13 protein-coding genes and 2 pseudogenes are annotated in these 13,399 nt (G+C 58.9%); 10 read left to right on the top strand and 5 right to left on the bottom strand.

All coding sequences use genetic code 11. From position 1 onward, the window contains the following. Positions 1-3: 3 nt before the first annotated feature. From mutS to ACK6BI_RS14515, 5 genes and pseudogenes are all read right to left on the bottom strand, one after another. Positions 4-2,547 carry a DNA mismatch repair protein MutS gene (gene mutS, locus ACK6BI_RS14535; RefSeq protein WP_409317711.1) on the bottom strand — a complete coding sequence of 848 codons (2,544 nt, stop codon included), beginning with the start codon at positions 2,545-2,547 and terminating at the stop codon, positions 4-6. Between the two features lie 77 nt (positions 2,548-2,624). Further along, a pseudogene (locus tag ACK6BI_RS14530) lies at positions 2,625-3,181 on the bottom strand (tyrosine-type recombinase/integrase); the annotation flags it as partial. Positions 3,182-3,577: 396 nt separating this feature from the next. Beyond that, on the bottom strand, positions 3,578-3,769 hold the full coding sequence (locus tag ACK6BI_RS14525) for a hypothetical protein (protein WP_409317611.1): 192 nt from the start codon (positions 3,767-3,769) through the stop codon (positions 3,578-3,580). Then, positions 3,766-3,987, bottom strand: coding sequence for a hypothetical protein (locus tag ACK6BI_RS14520; protein ID WP_409317610.1), 222 nt, complete (start codon positions 3,985-3,987; stop codon positions 3,766-3,768). Before ACK6BI_RS14520 ends, ACK6BI_RS14525 begins: the two co-directional genes overlap by 4 nt. 77 nt (positions 3,988-4,064) lie before the next feature. After that, positions 4,065-5,039: a fimbrial protein gene (locus tag ACK6BI_RS14515; protein WP_409317609.1), complete on the bottom strand. Its 975-nt coding sequence runs from the start codon at positions 5,037-5,039 to the stop codon at positions 4,065-4,067. Positions 5,040-5,576: 537 nt separating this feature from the next. Here ACK6BI_RS14515 and ACK6BI_RS14510 point away from each other — a divergent pair. The 10 genes and pseudogenes from ACK6BI_RS14510 to ACK6BI_RS14465 all read left to right on the top strand — a co-directional run. Then, a pseudogene (locus ACK6BI_RS14510) lies at positions 5,577-5,887 on the top strand (hypothetical protein). A 439-nt stretch (positions 5,888-6,326) separates the two neighbouring features. Further along, entirely contained in the window at positions 6,327-7,061 is a 735-nt protein-coding gene (locus tag ACK6BI_RS14505; RefSeq protein WP_085712860.1) for an XRE family transcriptional regulator, read from the top strand. 538 nt (positions 7,062-7,599) lie between these two features. Further along, positions 7,600-8,025 (top strand): tail fiber assembly protein, encoded by a 426-nt coding sequence (locus ACK6BI_RS14500; protein WP_409317608.1) that lies wholly within the window; start codon positions 7,600-7,602, stop codon positions 8,023-8,025. A gap of 199 nt (positions 8,026-8,224) precedes the next feature. Further along, positions 8,225-8,566: a phage holin family protein gene (locus ACK6BI_RS14495; protein WP_134825658.1), complete on the top strand. Its 342-nt coding sequence runs from the start codon at positions 8,225-8,227 to the stop codon at positions 8,564-8,566. A 72-nt stretch (positions 8,567-8,638) separates the two neighbouring features. Further along, positions 8,639-9,160: a hypothetical protein gene (locus ACK6BI_RS14490; RefSeq protein WP_409317607.1), complete on the top strand. Its 522-nt coding sequence runs from the start codon at positions 8,639-8,641 to the stop codon at positions 9,158-9,160. 3 nt (positions 9,161-9,163) lie between these two features. Then, on the top strand, positions 9,164-9,772 hold the full coding sequence (locus tag ACK6BI_RS14485) for a phage baseplate assembly protein V (RefSeq protein ID WP_409317606.1): 609 nt from the start codon (positions 9,164-9,166) through the stop codon (positions 9,770-9,772). A 14-nt stretch (positions 9,773-9,786) separates the two neighbouring features. Further along, positions 9,787-10,119, top strand: a complete 333-nt coding sequence (locus ACK6BI_RS14480) for a hypothetical protein (RefSeq protein WP_007954853.1) — start codon at positions 9,787-9,789, stop codon at positions 10,117-10,119. Then, positions 10,116-11,111: a baseplate J/gp47 family protein gene (locus ACK6BI_RS14475; protein WP_409317605.1), complete on the top strand. Its 996-nt coding sequence runs from the start codon at positions 10,116-10,118 to the stop codon at positions 11,109-11,111. The genes ACK6BI_RS14480 and ACK6BI_RS14475 overlap by 4 nt, the downstream gene beginning before the upstream one ends. Continuing rightward, complete coding sequence (locus ACK6BI_RS14470) at positions 11,108-11,743, top strand: phage tail protein I (RefSeq protein ID WP_409317604.1); 636 nt, start codon at positions 11,108-11,110, stop codon at positions 11,741-11,743. Before ACK6BI_RS14475 ends, ACK6BI_RS14470 begins: the two co-directional genes overlap by 4 nt. Further along, positions 11,744-13,399, top strand: a 1,656-nt coding sequence (locus ACK6BI_RS14465) for a phage tail protein (RefSeq protein ID WP_409317603.1), incomplete at its 3' end; no start/stop codon positions are given. It lies immediately after the preceding gene.

The following is a 13,399-nucleotide window of genomic DNA, read 5'->3' as shown; positions in this document are numbered from 1 at the left end:
TGCTTATATCCGGTTCTTCAGTGCATATAGCATTTCGAGCGCGCGACGTGGTGTCACGTCATCCAGATCCAGTTTGGCCAGTTCGTCCAGCACCGGGTGCGGCAGACTGGCGAACATATCGCTCTGCTGTGGCGTCGCCGGTTTACCCTTGGCTGCCGGTTTCGGTGCCTCATGTGGCAGTGCGGTATCTTCCAGGCGGCGCAAGTGTTCACGGGCGCGGGTGATGACCTCGTTCGGTACGCCGGCCAGTTGTGCCACCGCGAGGCCGTAGCTTTGGCTGGCCGGCCCAGGCAGCACGTGGTGCAGGAATACGATCCGCTCGTTGTGCTCGGTTGCGTTGAGGTGCACGTTGGCCACCAGAGACTCGGCTTCCGGCAACACTGTCAGTTCGAAATAGTGCGTTGCAAATAGAGTATAGGCACGCAAATGCGCCAGGCGTTCGGCTGCCGCCCATGCCAGGGACAGACCGTCGAAGGTACTGGTGCCGCGACCGACCTCGTCCATCAACACCAGGCTGCGCTCGGTGGCGTTGTGCAGGATATTGGCGGTTTCGCTCATTTCCACCATAAAGGTCGAGCGGCCGCCCGCCAGGTCATCGCTGGAACCGATCCGGGTGAAGATCCGGTCCACCAGCGACAGTTCGCAACTGGCGGCCGGCACGAAGCTGCCGATGTGTGCCAGCAGCACAATCAACGCAGTCTGGCGCATATAGGTGGATTTACCGCCCATGTTCGGGCCGGTGATCACCAGCATCCGGGTGCTGTCGTCCAGGCTCAGGTCGTTGGCCACGAACGGCGTGGTCAGCACTTGCTCGACCACCGGGTGACGACCCTGAGTGATGCGCATGCAAGGTTCGCTGACGAAGGTCGGGCAATTCAGGTCGAGATTCAGCGCACGTTCGGCGAGGTTGCTCAACACATCCAGTTCGGCCAGGGCACCAGCAGTGTCCTGCAGCGGCGGCAACTGGCTGATCAGATCTTCCAGCAGCGCTTCGTAAAGCATCTTTTCGCGAGCCAGGGCACGGCTCTTGGCCGACAGCGCCTTGTCTTCGAACTCTTTCAGCTCGGGAGTGATGAAGCGCTCGGCACCCTTGAGGGTCTGACGGCGGATGTAGTCCGCCGGTGCCGATTCAGCCTGCTTGCTCGGCAATTCGATGAAATAGCCGTGAATACGGTTGTAACCGACTTTCAGGTTGGCCAGACCGGTGCGGGCTTTTTCCCGGGCTTCCAGATCGATCAGGAACTGGCCGGCGTTCTCGCTCAGCGATTGCAGTTCATCGAGTTCGCTGTCGTAACCGGTTTTCAGCACGCCGCCATCGCGGATGACCGCAGGCGGGTTGTCGATGATGGCTTTTTCCAGCAGCGTCGCCAGTTCCGGATAGGTGCTGGTGGTAGCCGCCAGGCGTTGCAGGTGCGGCGCTTCCAGATCGGTCATCGCCACTTGCAGTTCCGGCAGCGCGCCGAGTGCATCACGCAGACGAGCGAGATCGCGAGGGCGGGCATTGCGCAGACCGATCCGTGCCAGAATCCGTTCGATGTCGCCGATTTCCTTGAGCTGCGGCTGCAGTCTTTCGAAGCGGTAACCGTCGAGCAGGCAACGGATCGAAGTCTGGCGCGCCAGCAACACGGTCAGATCACGCAACGGGCGATTGAGCCAGCGCGTCAGCAAGCGGCTGCCCATGGCGGTCTGGCAGCGATCGACCACCGATTGCAGGGTGTTGTCGCGACCACCGGCCAGGTTGGTATCGAGTTCCAGGTTGCGACGGCTGGCGCCGTCCAGCACCACGGTATCGTCCAGACGTTCATGGCGCAGACTGCGCAAGTGGGGTAGGGCGGTACGCTGGGTTTCCTTGGCGTACGCCAGCAGGCAACCGGCAGCACCGATGGCCAGGGTCAGGGTTTCGCAACCGAAGCCTTTCAAATCCTGGGTGGAGAATTGCTGGCAGAGACTCTTAAGCGCCGAATCACGCTCGAAATCCCACGGCGCACGGCGACGAACGCCACGGCGTTTTTCCGCCGGCAGATCCTTCGGCCAGTCATCCGGGATCAACAGCTCGACCGGGTTGACTCGCTCCAGCTCCGCCAGCAGGTTTTCCCAGCCCTTGATCTCCAGCACCGTGAAGTTGCCGCTGGTGATGTCCAGCACCGCCAGACCGAACAGACGCTCGTCACCCAGCACCGCCGCGATCAGGTTGTCGCGGCGCTCATCGAGCAGCGCTTCATCGCTGACCGTGCCCGGGGTGATGATCCGCACCACCTGACGTTCCACCGGCCCCTTACTGGTGGCCGGGTCGCCGACCTGCTCGCAGATCACCACAGACTCGCCAAGCTTGACCAGCTTCGCCAGATAGCCTTCCGCCGCGTGATACGGAATCCCGCACATCGGAATCGCCTGCCCCGCCGACTGCCCGCGGGCAGTCAGGGTGATGTCCAGCAATTTGGCCGCTTTCTTCGCGTCTTCGTAGAAGATCTCGTAGAAGTCGCCCATGCGGTAGAACATCAGCTGGTCCGGGTGCTGATTCTTCAGGCGCCAGTATTGCTGCATCATTGGGGTGTGGCTGGAAACGTCGATATTCAAAGGCTTTGGCTCAGTCTGTCTATTTGACACGGGGCAATTCTCTAATACTACAGGGATTTTTTCGGCATTGTTGGAAGCTCGGCAATGTCAGTTTCACGAAGGCGAAGATAGCGCGCGGTCATTTTTGCGTCGGTATGGCCGCCAAGCTTCTGGGCGTTGTTTCCTTGCTTGGCTGTGTCGGTCAGCGACTTCGCGCGCACGTCGTGCAGCGTTGCACCGACGACTCCAGCCGCGTCACAGTTACGCTTGAATGCATCTTTCACCGAGCTGTAATGAACCGGTTTGCCGCCACGCGGTGAGCAGAACAATGTCAGGCCCCGAACGCGACGAGGCAACGCCTTGGTCCTGGAGACCAGGGCTTCTAGGTCTGGCTCATCCAGACGATGAGCCGAGCACCAGTCTTCTGCTGCTTGAGCGCAATACCTTCCTCACTGATATCCGACAGGTGAATGGACAGCATGTCGCTGATCCGCTGGCCGGTCAGATAGTACATCTCATAGATGACCCGCATGTTCGGGCTCGCCTTGTCACAGATCCTTTCAAACTCGGCATCGGTGATGTTCCGATCGCGCCGCTTCTCCGTGTGTCGCCGAATGCGCGTGCACGAACTGGTCTCTGCCGGTTTTTGTCCTTTCCTCCACCTTGCCCAGCGCAACGGTCCTCTTGAGGTGTACCGTCTTCTTTCCCATATCGGTTGCATCCCACGTACGGCCAAGGCCTCCGAGAGCCGGAGGCCAGTGAAAAATATGACCTCGAACAGAGGTGCGTAGATAAGGCTTGGCCAGTGCTCATGCTGGTACAGCCTGTCGATGATGTTATTGGCCTCTGCGAGGGTGAAGGGGGCGATTTCCTTCCTTGATCGCTTCGGCAGTTCAATCATCTCGGCAGGTTTTTTGATTAGTAGGCCTTCCCGGGTGGCTGCACCCAGGAGCGTCGCCAGCCTTGTCATCGCGTTGCGTTTGACGTTTGCCGATATCCAGTCGGTGTCAGCGATGGCTCGTCACGGTGCCAGACGCAGCTCCTGGTCAAGAACGGCTTCTTGCCTGTCTCCTCGCCCTCGGCCAGCCATCCAGATGGCCTGGCGGTCAAAGGTCGTGAGCCCGTCCATGGCGCACACGGCCAGGCGCAGGTCGTCGTAGTCAGGGCGCTCGCCGGATTTAGCTGCTTCGATGATTTCGCCGAGAGTTCTCATGGCCGGGCACCAACGGCCAGGGCCTCAGCCTTCAGCAACGAGTACGCCACGCCATCCAGCGCGCTGTCCTCGTGGAACTTGTCGGTGTTCTGCCACGGGTGCACATCCTTCAACACCCGGAGCAGCAGCCACCCCTCGGCTTCGGTGAGGTCACGGCCGGTGAACTGCTCGCACGGGCTGATGCTCGACCGGGAGAGCGGGCGAGGCGTACGACTCATTCCGATAGCCAGTCAGCGATATGAACCTGAGACGGCCACTGACGTTCACTCGGAAAGCCGTCATGCCCAGACATTAGTCACAAATAATTCATAACGAAGGTCACTTCGCTGTTGGCGGAACCCGCGCTCATTCCCTCATCGTATTGGCCAGCATTACCATTCGGTAGGGTACGAATATAGTTGGCATTCAAGGGTATGGAGAAGTTTCCGCCGGCTGTTGAGTACTCGTTGAAGTCATAAATTTTGTCGAGTTGAATGGGGGTCTGATTGTTGTCAAGTAATTGCAGTGCGATACCTTTTGCTGTTGAGCTTTTGTTTAATTCGATAATGCCGATTGCGCCGTCCACAGCAGGAGAGTCTGATGTGGCAGATAAGCTATAGCTCACTTTCTGGATTCCGCTCGGGCAGTTACTTAATTTTATATTGACCGCTCTGGGTGGTGTGGTATTTCCGCTTCTTGAAAATACGCTAAGGTTGTGCTCGCCCATTTCAACGGCAATGTTTGGGGTTTCGCATGACTGAAGTGTAATGGCTGAAATATTACTAGTTACCATTGCTAAAGGTCTTAGGTTTGCCGATTCTATTTGTATATACCCTAGGACTCCGGCTGGTATGGTTGCGCCTGGTGAAATAACTCCAGTTTTAACTATGCGTAGGGCGTTTGTAGTGGTATTGAAACCGAATCTGCCAGGTTCTCGAGGTTTTCCAGCGGCAAATCCCTTATATTCAGCGCCCTGATAAATCCACTGCCACGAAAGCCCCGTATTACCTATTGGGAAATAAGTTGAGGTTGAATCCGTTCCCACGTTGTTTTTGATCCCGCCCGTGAATGTGGTCGTGCAATAGTACGATGCGTCACCATAAAAGGTTATTGCCGGTGATTCGTAAATCACGGTGTTGACTGCTGCATCTCTTGGGATGGAAAGCGTTGAAGGTATACTTATATTTATCTGTTTTTGTGAGTGACCGGTGACAAACTCGCAAGCTGCAAACGAGAGCGAAGGTGCAGCGATAAAAATACAAGCTACCAGTGATGTAATAGGTTTAATCATTTGCCGAGCCCTCAGCGAATTTCCAGTTGGATTCAGGGTGCTCAGTCGTTAAATGATGGTAAGTCTCGTTTAAATGGGTGCTCTCTGTTTCGCTGGATGTGTTGTTTAAAGAGTTGTGAGTTGGTGAAGTGCATGCAGAAATAGTGAAGAGCATACTCAATAAAATTATATTCCAGCTACTATAATGCTTATTTGCTTTCTTGTGAGTTTGTCTTAAGTCTCGCATGGTGCGCGCCCGATAAATTAACGCACCAAGTTACCCCCAGAAGGGCTGCAGGTTTAATCAGACAATTCTGATAGCTACACACGTGCCCAGATGACAGTAAGATCTCTACCTGGAGCGGTTGTTTGCTGAATGGGCTTAGCAACTGATTACCCGTGACACGATATGTCGTGTGTGCCTCGGTCCTGGCTCAACCTTCCATACATGTGCCGCCCTTCTGCTTGAACGAACAAGCATAGTCCGCCGAGCGGTACTGGCGCGTTTGCGTTTCCTGATGCTGGGTGCTGTATCTATATACAGTATTTCGGTGCGACATGTACTACCTCCTCGTCCGCCGCCGCGTGAATGGCCAGGCCATCCCCTCTGATCAACTGAAGAAGGTTCAGCCCCTGCGCGCCGACTCCACATCGGCGACCACCACAGCGTACCGCTTGGCCGGGTAGCCACACAGGCCTGGGTATTCAGCCCGACTCCTGGGCCTGACATCATTCCTCGGCTGCACGACGCCAAGGTCAACGGCATGGCCCAACCCGGGATGAACATCAATGGATTCGAGGACATTGACGGCGTGCTGTATGCGCAGTCCTGGTGGTGCAGGGCAGAATTTGAAAAGCTGGGAAGGTGACGAGCCAGGACGGATCGTTATCGGCAGAACGCCAGGGTGGGGCGCATAGGCTGTCTAAAACCGCTCGAAAGCTTCTCGGTTTTACTAGGCGAAAGTCGCCCAAACTCGCCAATGCATATTGGACAGGCTCGACGCATAGGCCGTGAACGGTGCGGCCTGAGGTCGATTTTCCACATTACTGCTGAATCATCGGAGTGTGGGAGGACAGGTCGGAGACGGCTTTATTCATCGGATTGTCAGGTAACTCGTTGGAAGATGTGGGGCAAAAGCGAGGCCGTGGCCGGGCTTTTCCGCGATGGGCGCAAGGTTACCATGGGCGGTCTGTCGGACGCAGGCATCGCGGCCCGGTGACATCTATCTGGCGCAAAAAGGTCGATTATGCACGATTTATGCAAATCAGCATTTGTCTTCCCGAAAAACTTCAAGCACTATGCGCGTTATGCAAAAACGCAACGTATCCTCCGTCTTAAGAGCACTGCTCGATCAGCACGGGATCTCCCCCACGGAGCTCCACCGTCGCACCGGCGTGCCTCAATCCACTCTCTCGCGGATTCTCAGCGGGAAGATCGTCGATCCTTCGGATAAACACATCTCTAAGATCGCCGAGTACTTCGCCGTGAGCACCGATCAGTTGCGCGGGCGCGCGGATGTTGCGCCGGTCGCCGGCGGCGGGCGCGAGGAGTTGCATTCCGAACTCAAGGACATAAGCCTGTGGGACGATGACACGCCCGTCGATGACGACGAGGTGTCGGTGCCCTTTCTTCGCGAGGTTGAATTGGCTGCTGGATCAGGAAGATTCGTCATCGAAGAGAGCGAACGCTCCAGTCTGCGCTTTGGCAAGCGCAGCCTGCGCCATAACGGCGTGCAGTTCGACCAGGCCAAATGCGTGACCGTACGGGGCAACAGCATGTTGCCGGTGCTGCGTGACGGCGCCACCGTCGGTGTGAACGCGGGCAAGTGCGGGATCGGCGACATCATTGATGGCGACCTTTACGCGATCAACCACAACGGTCAGTTGCGGGTGAAACAGCTCTATCGCCTGCCCACCGGTATACGCTTGCGCAGCTTCAATCGCGATGAGCATCCGGACGAGGACTACAGCTTCCAGGACATGCAGGAAGAACAGATTGTCATCCTCGGTCACGTCTTCTGGTGGGGCATGTACGCCCGGTAACGATCCCTCTCTCAGATAAAACCCGCCCACGGCGGGTTTTTTTTCGCCTGTAGAAAACCGGACAACCCTTGATTGGCGGGGCTTCCATGCATCCGCGCAATTCTCATGCACAAATAAATGCATTTACGCATTGACTGGATATGCATACATGCATATTCTTGCCACCAAGCCGCTCGACAAAGCGGCTGGCAACAACAGCTCTTTAGTTCCACAAGAACAGGCAGCGATGAACCGGCCTTAACGGTTCAGAGGGTTGGCAACTGACCCGGGTGTGCAGCGTAAAGCACCAGAAGCAGTTATCCGGCGGGCAGGGACCGCGGTCGGAAAAACAATTTGAATGGACTCGTACCGCGCCAGTAGCGCCGAAAAGTCAGCTTCCTTCACGTACACAGGATTGAAGGAAGGCGAAGGAGCGCATTACTGAAAAGCCCGGCGAAATGCCGGGCTTTTTGGAATGCCTGCCTCGAATGGTCACCGGTACCACCGGCTCGCAGAGTTCAACGACAACCATGCTGAGTATCAGCAACAAGGAAGAATAATGATTCGTTACGTATTGATTGAAATGAGCAACCTGAACCCTTTTCCAAAGGTTCTGCAATTTGTGGATGCCGAGCAAATGCCAATGATCCCGCCTGGCGTCATCGGCAACTGGATCGAGACCAGCGTTGACACCATAGTTCAGGTGGGATGGAAGGCTGAGTACACGGGCAATGGTTGGGCCTTTTCCGAGCCAACCTACCAGGATCAGGTTGATATCGTTACCAATCGCATTCGGTTTCTGGTGGGAGCGGCAGAAGGCTGGCTGATGATGAACCCGCTGCAATACAAACAGGATCTGGGGATTGCCACACCTGAAGAGGAAGCGTCTTTGCTGGCTTTCAAGCAGTATTACGTCGCGGTCTGTGATGCAAAAAAACAATCCGGCTATCCGTACACGGTCGAATGGCCCGTAGCGCCCTTCTGAATCAGTACCAATTCAGAGAGCGCACACTGAAAAGCCCGGTCAATGCGCCGGGCTTTCTGGAATATCCACTTGATGCGCACCGCGTAAGCGAAGTTGTGCGGCAAAAACAAAAAGTCAGGCGGAGAACCAAAAGGATTTGCACAGATACGTCGTTTGAGAACAAAACACATCACACATCAATTTTCCCAGGAGGCGTGACATGACAACCGAGCAACAAGCATTGGCAGACATGCCAATCTGGCTGGTCATCCTCCTTGCCGTGGCGGGCGGGGTGTCCGGCGAAATGTGGCGTGCGGACAAGGACGGCGCCCGCGGCTGGCCCCTGTTGCGACGTCTGGCCCTGCGCTCCGGCGCCTGCATGATCTGCGGCGTCTCGGCGATCATGCTGCTGTACGCCGCCGGCATGTCGATCTGGGCTGCCGGCGCCTTCGGTTGCCTGACCGCCATGGCCGGCGCCGACGTGGCCATCGGTCTGTACGAACGCTGGGCCGCCAAACGCATCGGCGTCTGCGAAGTTCCGCCACCGCGCGATCCACAGTAACCCACCCCTTTCTTGCCTCGCTGCACGCTGTGCGGCGGGATTTTGCGTGGACATTCGAAAAGGAGGTCATGCATGTCTGCACCGATCCAGCAGCCTTCGCAGCTGTTCACGGCAATGGCGACAGCCTTGCGCAACAACATCGACCTGAACGTGCAAGTCGGTAATCACGATGACTTCACGGCCCCCGGCGACAAGGCCTGGGTGTTGATCGACATCGAACGCAATGCACCGGGAGAGCGCGCCGCCAACGGGCGAATCGCCCATGTGCTGACACTGTCGCTGCAAGTCATTCCGGCGCTTTCCGCCACGGCGTTTGCCGCGTGTGACCTGATCGCCGCCCTGAAAAACCTGATCACTGACAACCGTTGGGGCCTGCCCGGCGAACAGTGCGATCTGCCCATGAACATCGATGGTTTGCCGTCGCTGGCGATTCGCGCCGATCAGCCCAACAAGGCCTGGACCCTGACATTCAACCAGACCCTCTACCTGGGCCCGACCTTGCTCGACGACCCGCTCGGTACGCCGAAATTCGCCCGCACCTGGGAAGTCAGCGACATCGACGACCCCGACCAATACACCTCGCTGGAGGCCTGACCGATGTTCGACGCGTTACTGCGAATGCAACTGGGCCCGATCATCGAACGGCTGGCGGAGATGGACGCGGAGATCGAAGACCTGCATCGGCGCGCCGAGAGTTTTTGCCGCATCGGCGTTTGTCAGGAGGTCGACGCGGCGAGCAATACGTGCAAGGTCAGTCACGGAGGATTGCTCACGCCGGCCATCAAGTTCTTCAACCCGAGCGCCGGCGCCCAGAGCGAATCGCGGATTCCCAGCGTGGGTGAACAGTGTCTGCTGTTCAACTACGGCAGCGGCGAAAGCGGTGCACAAAGCGTGGCGTTGTTCGGCCTGAACAGTGACCGCTTTCCACCCGCTGCGACGATCCCCACGCTGACGCGACGGGTGCATGGCGATGGCAGCGAAAGCGGCTACGACGACGCGTCTCACACCCTGCACTGGCAAAACGGCCCGGCCGCGTTCAGCGGTTCTCGCGAAGCGCTGGAACTGAGTATCGGCCCGGCGCGGCTGGCGATGACGCCGCAAGCGATCACCCTGCAACTGGGCGCCACCGGCCTGACCATCGACGCCTCGGGCGTGCACTTCAGCGGCCCGTTGGTGGATCACCAGGGTCGCGTCATCAGCCCCTGAATCAAGAGCCTCCCATGATCGGAATCGATAGAGACAGCGGGGCCACGGTCGACGACTGGCTGCAATTCGTGCAGCGCGCGACACGAGCCCTGACCACGCCGCTGGGCACCCGGCAAAAAAGGCCCCTTTATGGTTCGTTGATCCCCACGCTGCTGGGGCAAAACCTCGGCGATGACATTCTGCTTCTGGCCCAGAGCCACGCCGCGCAGGCGTTCTACAACCCGCAGAACGGCATCGGCGATTTCCAGCCCGGCGTGATCGTCGCCACCCGACAGGGCGCCGGCCTGCTGCTGCGTTTCGCCGGCACCTGGAAAAACCGCCAACAGACTTTCGAGGTCGTGACATGAGCATGTTGATCCCTGGCCAGAACCAACTGGCCGAACCTTCGCTGATCAAGGTCGAGGCCTTCGAGGATTTGCTGGCCGAGTTCAAGACCTTCGTCCTCGAATACGTCGGATCCCGCTCGCCGCAGAGCGCTGCGAAACTCAAGACTAGCCTGGAAAACGAAAGCGAACTGCTGACCATGGCGCTCGAAGCATTTTGCGTTCGCCTGCAAACCCACGAACGCAAATATAACGCCCGCATCAAGCAGATGCTGGCGTGGTGGGCCACTGGCAGCAACCTCGATGCGCGGCTGGCGGACATGGGCCTGGAGCGACAGTTGCTCGACCCTGGCGACCCGGCGGCATTCCCGCCAGTGCCGGCGATTTACGAAAGCGACGATGACGCCCGGCTGCGCTATTACCTGGCGCCCCATGCCCCGGCGGCCGGTTCGCGGATGCAGTATCGCCGCGAAGTCTTCACCCTCGGCGAGCGGCCGACGGTGAAAGTCGAGTCCACTGATGCCGGTGTCGTCGACGTCACCTACACCTTCGCCCCGGACGGCCTCGCCGCAAAGGTCAAGGATGGCAACGGTCGTCGCACCGCACCCGGAGAAGTGCAGGTGACTGTGCTGTCCCGCGAGGCGGACGGTACACCGTCCACCGCATTGCTCGACGGCGTGCGTCGACACTTTGCCCGGCCCGACGTCTGCCCGGAAACCGACAAGGTCACCGTCAAGGGCGCCGAGATTCAGCGCTACAAAATCCGCGTCGTGGCGAAGATCAATTCGGGCCCGGATTCGGGCCTGACCAAAGTCGCCGCCGAGCAACATCTGCAAGCCTATGCCGACAGTTGTCATCGCCTGGAAGGCCGGGTCGATCCGAGCTGGATCGACTACACGCTGCACAGCGCCGGCGCCGTGCAGTTGCAGATTCTTGAACCGCTGACACCCATCGTGTGCAGCGCGTTTCAAGCGCCGTACTGTACGGCGGTCGAGGTCGAGGTGCAGACGCTATGACGGACCAGACACCGCGTCCGACCCTGCTGCCGGCCAACAGCTCGGCGCTGGAACGGGCGCTTGATATCGGCTTCGGCACCTTGCTTGACCGCATCATGCCGCCGTTTCCCGAACTGATGAACCCGAGCGAAACACCGGTCGCGTTCCTGCCGTATCTCGCAGCGGATCGCGGCGTGGCCGAATGGAGCACCGACGCACCGGAAGCGGAAAAGCGCCTGACCGTCGAACTGGCCTGGCCCACCGCGCGCCAGGCCGGCACTCGCAAGGCGCTGGAAAACGCTGCCAAGGGGTTGCAACTGAGGCCGGAAGTCCGCGCCTGGTACGAGACGACACCGCCCGGCGAACCCTACAGCTTTTCCGTGCGGGCCTTCACTGAACAACCCTACAGCGAAGCCATCGACGCCCGTCTCGACCGACGCCTGGCCGATGCCAAGAGCGAGCGGGACGTGCTGTCGGTGTCGGTCGGCCTCAGCGCCTTCGGCTCTCATGTGATTGGTGCCGCGACTTTTTGTGGTGAGCTGACCACGGTCTACCCGGTGTTCCTCGAAGGCCTCGAAACCTCCGGTGAAGCCTTCATGGCGGCCGCTCTGTACACCGTCGAAACATCCACTATTTATCCTCAGGGGGCCTGAATGGCTGACTATTACACCCTGCTCACCAACGCAGGGATTGCCTACGAAACCGCCTGCAAGGCAGCGGGCGTGCCGATCAAGCTGACGCAGATTTCCGTCGGCGATGGCGGCGGCGCGGTCTACAACCCGGCCGCGACAGCTACCGCGCTGAAGCGCGAAGTCTGGCGCGGACCGCTCAACGCACTGTTCCAGGACGAGAAAAATCCGAGCTGGCTGCTCGCCGAAGTGACCATCCCGCCGGACGTCGGCGGCTGGTACGTGCGTGAAGCCGGTCTGTGGACCGACACCGGCATTCTCTACGCCATCGTCAAATACCCGGAGTCGTTCAAACCGGTGCTGGCCACCTCCGGCTCGGGCAAAGAGTTCTACATCCGCTCGATTTTCGAGACCAGCAATGCCTCGCTGGTGACGCTGCTGATCGACGACACCGTGGTCAAGGCCACTCGTGCCTGGGTCATGAGTTACCTCGCCGAAGAACTCGGCAAACTCGATGGCAAGCAATCGGTGCGCGTCGCTGCCACCGCCAACGTGGTGTTGAACGGTGCGCAGCAGATCGACGGTGTTGCCGTGATCGCCGGCGACCGTGTGTTGCTGCCGAACCAGACCCTGGCCAAGGACAACGGTCTGTGGATCGTCGCCAACGGTGACTGGGTTCGGGCCAACGATGCCAACGTCAGCGCCAAGGTCACCCCGGGCCTGACGGTGATGGTGGAAGAGGGCACGCTCAACGGTGATTCGCTGTGGCACCTGACCACCAACGCGCCGATCACCCTCGGCACCACTGCGCTGACTTTCAAGATGCTGGCAGGTCGCACCGGGATTGCTGCCGGTACTTACAAGAGCCTGAGCGTCGACGAGTATGGTCGCGCGATGGCCGGCTCGAATCCCGACACGCTCGCCGGTTTCGGCATCAAGGATTCCTACACCAAGGCTGAAGTCGAAGCGCTGATCGCCAAGGCCTCGGCGTTGCCGGTGGGATCGATTGTGGCGTTCCCCGTCGATACGCCGCCGCCGGGTTTTCTGGAGCTGGACAACAGCGTCAAGAGCAGCGCGACCTACCCGGACTTGAGCGCCTATCTGGGCGGCAAGTTCAACAAGGGTGATGAGGGTGTCGGGAATTTCCGGTTGCCGGAGGCGCGCGGGGAGTTCTTGCGGGGTTGGGATCATGGGCGTGGGGTGGATGCGGGTCGTGGTCTCGGTAGTCTGCAATCCATGCTGTCTGAGGGGCACTCACATGTAACGGGCGTGAATGATACGGCGGCAGTTGCGGCGATTCAGAGTGCGCGCGGCATGGGAGCGGGGGTTGGAAGTTGGCCTTACGGTGCGGAAGCTATCGGTATTACTGGAACAAATACTGTAAGCACCAATACAACTTACTACCCCTCCGGTGAGGACAGTTGGCTGAAGACAGGTCCAGCCATTTCGTCGGGTAACGGCGAAACCCGCCCCCGCAACATCGCCGTCATGTGGTGCATCAAAGCCTGGAACGCACCGGTCAATCAGGGAACGATTGATATCGCTGCCCTGGAGCAATTGGTAATCAAAAACGCTCCCGGTCGCCTGCTCGGTGTGCGGCGCATTCGTGCCACTCAAGCGTACAACGCGACCCCCGGCACTAACAAAATCAGGGTTCGCGGCGAAGGCGGTGGCGGGGCT

This window comes from Pseudomonas sp. KCJK9016 (genome assembly GCF_046231795.1).
Lineage (GTDB): Bacteria > Pseudomonadota > Gammaproteobacteria > Pseudomonadales > Pseudomonadaceae > Aquipseudomonas > Aquipseudomonas bananamidigenes.
Note: the sequence above shows the minus strand (reverse complement) of the source record. Positions and strands in the feature narration are given on the sequence as shown.

Excerpts from the sequence above, each read along its gene's own strand:
- mutS (WP_409317711.1), bottom strand. The coding sequence starts at position 2,547 with ATGATGCAGCAATACTGGCGCCTGAAGAATCAGCACCCGGACCAGCTG.
- ACK6BI_RS14525 (WP_409317611.1), bottom strand. The coding sequence starts at position 3,769 with ATGAGAACTCTCGGCGAAATCATCGAAGCAGCTAAATCCGGCGAGCGC.
- ACK6BI_RS14520 (WP_409317610.1), bottom strand. The coding sequence starts at position 3,987 with ATGAGTCGTACGCCTCGCCCGCTCTCCCGGTCGAGCATCAGCCCGTGC.
- ACK6BI_RS14515 (WP_409317609.1), bottom strand. The coding sequence starts at position 5,039 with ATGATTAAACCTATTACATCACTGGTAGCTTGTATTTTTATCGCTGCA.
- ACK6BI_RS14505 (WP_085712860.1), top strand. The coding sequence starts at position 6,327 with ATGCAAAAACGCAACGTATCCTCCGTCTTAAGAGCACTGCTCGATCAG.
- ACK6BI_RS14500 (WP_409317608.1), top strand. The coding sequence starts at position 7,600 with ATGATTCGTTACGTATTGATTGAAATGAGCAACCTGAACCCTTTTCCA.
- ACK6BI_RS14495 (WP_134825658.1), top strand. The coding sequence starts at position 8,225 with ATGACAACCGAGCAACAAGCATTGGCAGACATGCCAATCTGGCTGGTC.
- ACK6BI_RS14490 (WP_409317607.1), top strand. The coding sequence starts at position 8,639 with ATGTCTGCACCGATCCAGCAGCCTTCGCAGCTGTTCACGGCAATGGCG.
- ACK6BI_RS14485 (WP_409317606.1), top strand. The coding sequence starts at position 9,164 with ATGTTCGACGCGTTACTGCGAATGCAACTGGGCCCGATCATCGAACGG.
- ACK6BI_RS14480 (WP_007954853.1), top strand. The coding sequence starts at position 9,787 with ATGATCGGAATCGATAGAGACAGCGGGGCCACGGTCGACGACTGGCTG.
- ACK6BI_RS14475 (WP_409317605.1), top strand. The coding sequence starts at position 10,116 with ATGAGCATGTTGATCCCTGGCCAGAACCAACTGGCCGAACCTTCGCTG.
- ACK6BI_RS14470 (WP_409317604.1), top strand. The coding sequence starts at position 11,108 with ATGACGGACCAGACACCGCGTCCGACCCTGCTGCCGGCCAACAGCTCG.